The organism is Streptomyces marokkonensis (assembly GCF_039539045.1).
Taxonomy (GTDB): domain Bacteria; phylum Actinomycetota; class Actinomycetes; order Streptomycetales; family Streptomycetaceae; genus Streptomyces; species Streptomyces marokkonensis.
In genome coordinates this window covers 1-6,408 of record NZ_BAABCQ010000269.1, presented here as the reverse complement: position 1 = coordinate 6,408, position 6,408 = coordinate 1, and the positions used below count along the sequence as shown (strand labels likewise).

The window sequence follows — 6,408 nt, the reverse complement described above, 5'->3', positions numbered from 1 at the left end:
AGTGTAGCTATTTCACTAATCAATGCACTCTATGCCAACATCAGCAACGTCCAACCCATGGGAAACACTCGCAAATCGGGTGTTTCTTCGCTGCGCTTTTGGAGAGCCTGTGCTCACTGTCGGTGACAAGTTCCCCGAGTTCGAACTGACCGCCTGCGTCTCACTGGAGAAGGGCAAGGAGTTCGAGACGATCGACCACAAGACCTACGAGGGCAAGTGGAAGGTCGTTTTCGCCTGGCCCAAGGACTTCACCTTCGTGTGCCCGACCGAGATCGCCGCCTTCGGCAAGCTGAACGACGAGTTCGCCGACCGTGACGCCCAGGTGCTCGGCTTCTCCGGCGACTCCGAGTTCGTGCACCACGCATGGCGCAAGGACCACCCGGACCTGACCGACCTGCCGTTCCCGATGATGGCGGACTCCAAGCACGAGCTGATGCGCGACCTCGGCATCGAGGGCGAGGACGGCTTCGCCAAGCGTGCCGTGTTCATCGTGGACCAGAACAACGAGATCCAGTTCACCATGGTGACCGCCGGCTCGGTCGGCCGGAACCCGAAGGAGGTCCTGCGGGTCCTGGACGCCCTGCAGACCGACGAGCTCTGCCCGTGCAACTGGAGCAAGGGCGACGAGACTCTCGACCCCGTCGCGCTGCTGTCGGGAGAGTGAACTGACATGTCCCTCGACTCCCTGAAGTCCGCCGTACCGGACTACGCCAAGGATCTGAAGCTCAACCTGGGCTCGGTCATAGGCAACTCCGACCTCCCGGCGCAGCAGCTGTGGGGCACCGTGCTGGCGACCGCCATCGCCTCGCGCTCCCCGATCGTGCTGCGCGAGCTGGAGCCGGAGGCGAAGGCCAACCTCACGCCCGAGGCGTACTCGGCCGCCAAGTCGGCCGCCGCCATCATGGCGATGAACAACGTCTTCTACCGCACCCGGCACCTGCTGTCGGACCACGAGTACGGCACCCTGCGCGCCGGTCTGCGGATGAACGTCATCGGCAACCCGGGCGTCGACAAGGTCGACTTCGAGCTGTGGTCCTTCGCGGTGTCCGCCATCAACGGCTGCGGCATGTGCCTGGACTCGCACGAGCAGGTGCTCCGCAAGGCCGGTGTGGACCGCGAGACGGTCCAGGAGGCCTTCAAGATCGCCGCCGTGATCGAGGCCGTCGGCGCCACGCTGGACGCCGAGGCGGTTCTTGCCGCGCAGTAAGCGCCGGTATGGCCGGTAGGACGGTAGCGTCCACTGCTCCGGTACGGGCAGTCCCGGGTGCCCTGCTACGCGGCACGCACAAAGCGGGCCCCGCTCACCGAAAGGTGGGCGGGGCCCGCTGCGTCGCTACGCCGAGGAGGTGCCCGGCGGTGGCTCGGTCTCCTTGGGCGTCGGCGGACGCTCCGTCGCCGAAGCCGCCGAAGCCGCCGAAGCCGCCGAAGCCGCCGAAGCCCCCGGAGCCCCCGGAGCCCCCGGAGCCCCCGGCGAGACGTCCGTCGACGTCGCGCCGCGCGGCTTGGGAGACTGCCGTACCGCGGCCTCACGGGAGTACGCCCGCAGGTAGCCCACGACGGTGTTCGCCACCGCCACCAGCGGTACGGCGACCACCGCGCCGCCGATGCCGGCCACCATGCCACCGGCGGCCACCGACAGCACCACCGCCAGCGGATGGACCCGCACCGCGCGCCCCAGGATGAACGGCTGCAGGATGTGGCCCTCGATCTGCTGCACCACCAGCACCACGACGAGCGTCATGACCGCCGCGAACATGCCCTGGGTCACCAGCGCCACGACGACCGCGAGCGCGCCCGACATCACCGCGCCGACGAGCGGGATGAAGGCGAACAGGAAGATGAACACGGCCAGCGGGACGGCCATCGGCACGTCCAGGAAGTAGATGCCGAGGCCGATGAAGATGGCGTCGATCAGCGCCACTATCACCGTGCCGCGCACATACGCCGTCAGCGTCCGCCACGCGCGCGGACCGGCACCGGCCACGGCCGGCCGGGCCGCCGCCGGCACCAGCTTCAGCGTCCAGCGCCAGATGCGCTTGCCGTCGTAGAGCAGGAGGAGCGTCGAGAAGGCGGCCAGCAGTATGCCCGTGAGCGCCTCGACGACGACGGTGACGCCCTCCAACCCGGCGGACGTTATCTGGTCGGTGTTGGCGCCGACCGCGTCACGCAGGTTCTTGGCGATCTCGTTGATCTGCTTGTCGGTGACGTGGAACGGGCTGTTGAGCAGCCAGTTGCGCAGTTCGTCGATGCCGTCCTGGACCTGGTCGGAGAGGTCGTCGATGTTCTCCATGACCTGCCAGGTGACGAACCAGCCGATCAGGCCCATCACCACGAACCCGAGGATCGCGGTCAGGGCGGTGGCCGGCCCTCGCGGCACCCCGTACCGGCGCAGCCACGCCACGGTCGGCTGGAGCAACGCCGTGATCAGCAGCGCGATTACGAACGCCAGCACCACCAGCTGTACGGCGCTGATGACCCGCATCAGCACCCACACGGTGCCGGCGAGGACCAGCAGTCGCCACCCGGCCTCCGCGGCGACCCGTACACCCCAGGGCACGGCCTGCGCCGGGTCGGGCCGGGCCTGAACCGCGGTCAGGAGATGCGCGGGGGTGTGTTCCGGGGAGGTGTCCTCCGGCGGCGACGGTACGTGGTCGGCGGCCGGCGCCGGTGTGTCGTCGCGGTCCTCTCCCCGTCCCTCCTCAGGCCGCTGGTCCAACCGCTCGCTCATCCGCGTCAGTCCGGCGCCGAGCCGGCCGAGCCACCCTGGCACTCGAGACATGATCCGTCCTCTTCCCCCGTCTCTCCTCACCACTCCCCCCCTGGAGTCGTTTCGGTCCGACCGTACATGGCGGGAGCGCGAAAGCCCCTCACCACAAGACGGTGAGGGGCTGCGCGAGGTTGAGCGGTGGACCGCGCCGGGCGGGCTCCCCGGCAATGTCCGCTGCCGGGCTCCCGGGTGGGCTCAGTACCAGTGGTTGGCCTGCCAGAAGGTCCAGGCCTCGCACGGGCTGCCGTAGCGGCTGTCCATGTAATTGAGGCCCCACTTGATCTGGGTGGCCGGGTTGGTCCGCCAGTCGGCGCCGGCGGAGACGTACTTGCCCGCCGGGAGCGCCTGGAAGAGACCGTAGGCGCCCGAGGAAGGGTTGACCGCCTTGTAGTTCCAGTCGGACTCGTGGTCCACGATGTTGCTGAAGCACTGCCACTGGCCGCTGGGCACCATCTGGCGGGCCATCGACTGGATCTGGCTGATGCTGTAGGAGCTCTGGACGGAGAAGCTGGTGGCCTCCTCGCGCTTGGCGGCGCGGCTGGCCGCTTCCTTCGCCTCCTCGCGCTCCTTGGCCTCCGCGGCCGCCTGCTTGGCCTTCTCCTGCTTGGCCACGGCGGTGTCGGCGGCTGCCTTGCGGGCCGCCTCCTCGGCGTCCTTCTTGGCGCTCGCGTCCGCGGCGATGGCCTGTACGTCGGCCTGCTGCGTGAGGGACGCGGTCTGCACCTGCGCCTGCTCGCCCATGGGGATGTCCGCGAGCAGCGTCGTGCCGGCTGCCGTCGCTTCCGCGTCGTTGTTCTGCGCGGTGCTGCCCGACGCAACGCCGACGACGCTTCCGACTGCGGTGACCGCCGTGGCCGAGGCCACTGCGAATCCCCGGACCGAGATCCGGCTCACACGGTTTCCTTCCAGCATCGCCCGCTCCGGTGACCCTCGCGGACGCAATCGTGCCCCTGGCGCTGGCCTCCCCAACTACGGGTCACGGGAGGCACGGACCCGGTGGGCAACTCCCCGGCGGGGAGCGCCGCGTGGTGCTCGGGCGGCATACGACGCTGCTATGGAGTTGGAACTGGTGCTTCTGCGGCGCTGCACCGCTGGGGGCACAGCTGTGTCGTATGCGGGGCCTGACAGGAATGAGACTCTGCCGTAACCCGCCGGGGTGAGGCAATTCCGTGTCGCGTGTGAAAGCTCACATCCCGTTTGCCTCATTGGATTCTCGGAAACCCCCACACGCGAAGACGCCGCCCGACTAGGCTCTTCGCCTTCCGGGCGGCACCAACCGCCGGGTAACCGACCCGTGTCGGGTCGTACCTCTCAGCCCCCTCAGATGTGCCCGTCCTCCAGCATTTCGGTCACGAGCGCCGCGATCTGGGACCTCTCGGAGCGCGTCAGGGTGACGTGCGCGAAGAGCGGATGCCCCTTCAGCTTCTCGATGACGGCGACGACCCCGTCGTACCGCCCCACCCGCAGATTGTCCCGTTGCGCCACGTCATGGGTGAGTACGACCCGTGAGTTGGCCCCGATCCGGGACAGCACGGTCAGCAGCACGTTCCGCTCGAGCGACTGGGCCTCGTCCACGATCACGAAGGCGTCGTGCAGGGAGCGGCCGCGGATGTGGGTGAGCGGCAGGACCTCCAGCATCCCGCGCGCGGTGACCTCCTCGATGACCTCCCGGCTGGTGACCGCCGACAGCGTGTCGAAGACCGCCTGCGCCCAGGGGCTCATCTTCTCGGCCTCGGATCCGGGCAGATAGCCGAGCTCCTGCCCGCCCACCGCGTACAGCGGCCGGAAGACCATCACCTTCTTATGCTGCCGGCGCTCCAGCACGGCCTCCAGGCCCGCGCACAGCGCCAGCGCCGACTTGCCGGTGCCGGCCCGGCCGCCCATCGAGACGATCCCGACGTCCGGGTCGAGGAGCAGGTCGAGCGCGATCCGCTGCTCTGCGCTGCGGCCCTTGATGCCGAACGCCTCCCGGTCGCCGCGCACCACGCGGACACTGCCGTCGGGAGTGACCCGGCCAAGCGCCTTGCCGCGCTCCGACTGGATGGTCAGACCGGTGTGCACGGGCAGGTCGACAGCCTCCGGGACGTGGACCCTCCCCTCCTCGAAGAGGATGTCCACCTGCTCGCCGGGCAGCGTCAGTTCGGACATTCCGGTCCAGCCGGAGGCGTCCGTGATGGCGAGCTCGGCGCGGTACTCCTCGGCGAGCAGGCCGACGGACGACGCCTTGATCCGCAGCGGGAGGTCCTTGGACACGACGGTGACGTCGAATCCCTCCGCCTGGAGATTGCGGGCGACCGCGAGGATGCGGGAGTCGTTGTCCCCCAGGCGGTAGCCGGTGGGCAGCACGCTGGGGTCCGAGTGGTTGAGCTCGACACGCACGGTGCCGCCGAGATCCCCGATCGGAATGGGGGCGTCGAGGCGACCGTGCCGCACCCGGAACTCGTCGAGCAGGCGCAGGGCCTGCCGGGCGAAGTAGCCGAGCTCGGGATGGTGCCGCTTGGCCTCCAGCTCCGTCACCACGACGATGGGGAGCACGACCTCGTGCTCGTCGAAGCGGTTCAGAGCGTTCGGGTCGGCCAGCAGGACGCTGGTGTCGACAACATAGGTGCGCCTGTCGGGCTTGTGGCGCTTTGTGCTGGTCACCACGGAAGGACGTACCCCCTCGGAAGAGGTCGGGGAGCGACGGAGTGGACGCTGGGCCGGGAGGGCGGGAACGAGCCGGCCGGTCGGCGACCGCCATGCACTGGCGCGGGCCGCGAACCGGCCCTCCGCCGCGTCTTCCGTGCCATGACCGCACGGTGGAGCTGGTGCAAAGGGCCTCCCGGGCGGACGGCTCCGCGCCGTCCGCTGAGATACGACACCCGTGGTTCGGGTGTCGACCTGCTTGGCTTATGCCCTCGAACGAGCGCCGCCATGCCACGACACCGGACGACGCACCGGTGAACTCCTCATGACGGGCGCCCCGCGGGAAGCCCCGGCAGAACCGCGGCGGAAGGCTCGGGGGGAGGCTCCGTCGACGGACGGCACAGGCAGGCTCAGGCGGCGGACGGGTCGGGCGGGCTCCGTCGGTGGACCGCTCGGGTGGGCCGCTCCGGTGGGCCGCTCCGGCGGGAGACCGCTGCGGCGGGAGCGGCAGGCAGAGGGCGGGCCGGGAAGGCAGAAAAAATCGGGCCGGTCCGTGGGGGGGGGATACGGACCGGCCCGAGGGGGGGGTTCCACCATAACCCTTTGTAAGTGATGCTGCGCGCATCGGCGTGCCACAACTACTCTCCGGAATCGCCCGGCGACGCCCGGATGGCCGCGGAGGCACTCATTCCGCCCTGGATCATGGCGAGAACTCGGCGTATTCACAGGTCATTCACGAGTGACCGGCGTGCCTGGAGAGCCCAAGGGGGCGCTCGAAGCGAATTCGGAGTGGATCCGGAGTGGCTTGCACGCGCGCCGACGCTTGCGCGCCCGGATCGCCCTCGCTTCCCCCCACCGAGTGAACCCACCGGCGGACTTCCGCTTGACCAGGCACCGCGCAGCCCCCTCCACTGCGCGGTGCCACACGCACAGCTTTGCTTGCGCGAATTACCTGCTTCCGAACTTACGCGATCGGGCGGCCCGCTTTCGCCCCGAGAAGGACAACGATGAATAAC

General features: G+C 69.2%; 5 protein-coding genes. 2 read left to right on the top strand and 3 right to left on the bottom strand.

Annotated features, from left to right (window positions below; translation table 11 throughout):
* Window positions 1-109 precede the first annotated feature (109 nt).
* Window positions 110-664 (top strand): peroxiredoxin, encoded by a 555-nt coding sequence (locus ABEA26_RS34370; protein WP_279560055.1) that lies wholly within the window; start codon window positions 110-112, stop codon window positions 662-664.
* 6 nt (window positions 665-670) lie between these two features.
* On the top strand, window positions 671-1,207 hold the full coding sequence (locus ABEA26_RS34365) for an alkyl hydroperoxide reductase (RefSeq protein WP_345597778.1): 537 nt from the start codon (window positions 671-673) through the stop codon (window positions 1,205-1,207).
* Window positions 1,208-1,333: 126 nt separating this feature from the next.
* Here the strand turns inward: ABEA26_RS34365 and ABEA26_RS34360 are convergent, their stop codons facing one another.
* The 3 genes from ABEA26_RS34360 to phoH2 all read right to left on the bottom strand — a co-directional run bounded on the left by ABEA26_RS34360 (window position 1,334) and on the right by phoH2 (window position 5,413).
* The gene (locus tag ABEA26_RS34360; protein WP_345597776.1) at window positions 1,334-2,779 is read right to left on the bottom strand and encodes an AI-2E family transporter; all 1,446 of its coding nucleotides are present in this window, start codon (window positions 2,777-2,779) and stop codon (window positions 1,334-1,336) included.
* 183 nt (window positions 2,780-2,962) lie between these two features.
* Window positions 2,963-3,661: an aggregation-promoting factor C-terminal-like domain-containing protein gene (locus ABEA26_RS34355; RefSeq protein ID WP_345597774.1), complete on the bottom strand. Its 699-nt coding sequence runs from the start codon at window positions 3,659-3,661 to the stop codon at window positions 2,963-2,965.
* Between the two features lie 426 nt (window positions 3,662-4,087).
* The gene (gene phoH2 / locus ABEA26_RS34350) at window positions 4,088-5,413 is read right to left on the bottom strand and encodes an RNA 5'-3' helicase PhoH2 (RefSeq protein ID WP_345597772.1); all 1,326 of its coding nucleotides are present in this window, start codon (window positions 5,411-5,413) and stop codon (window positions 4,088-4,090) included.
* Window positions 5,414-6,408: the final 995 nt, after the last annotated feature.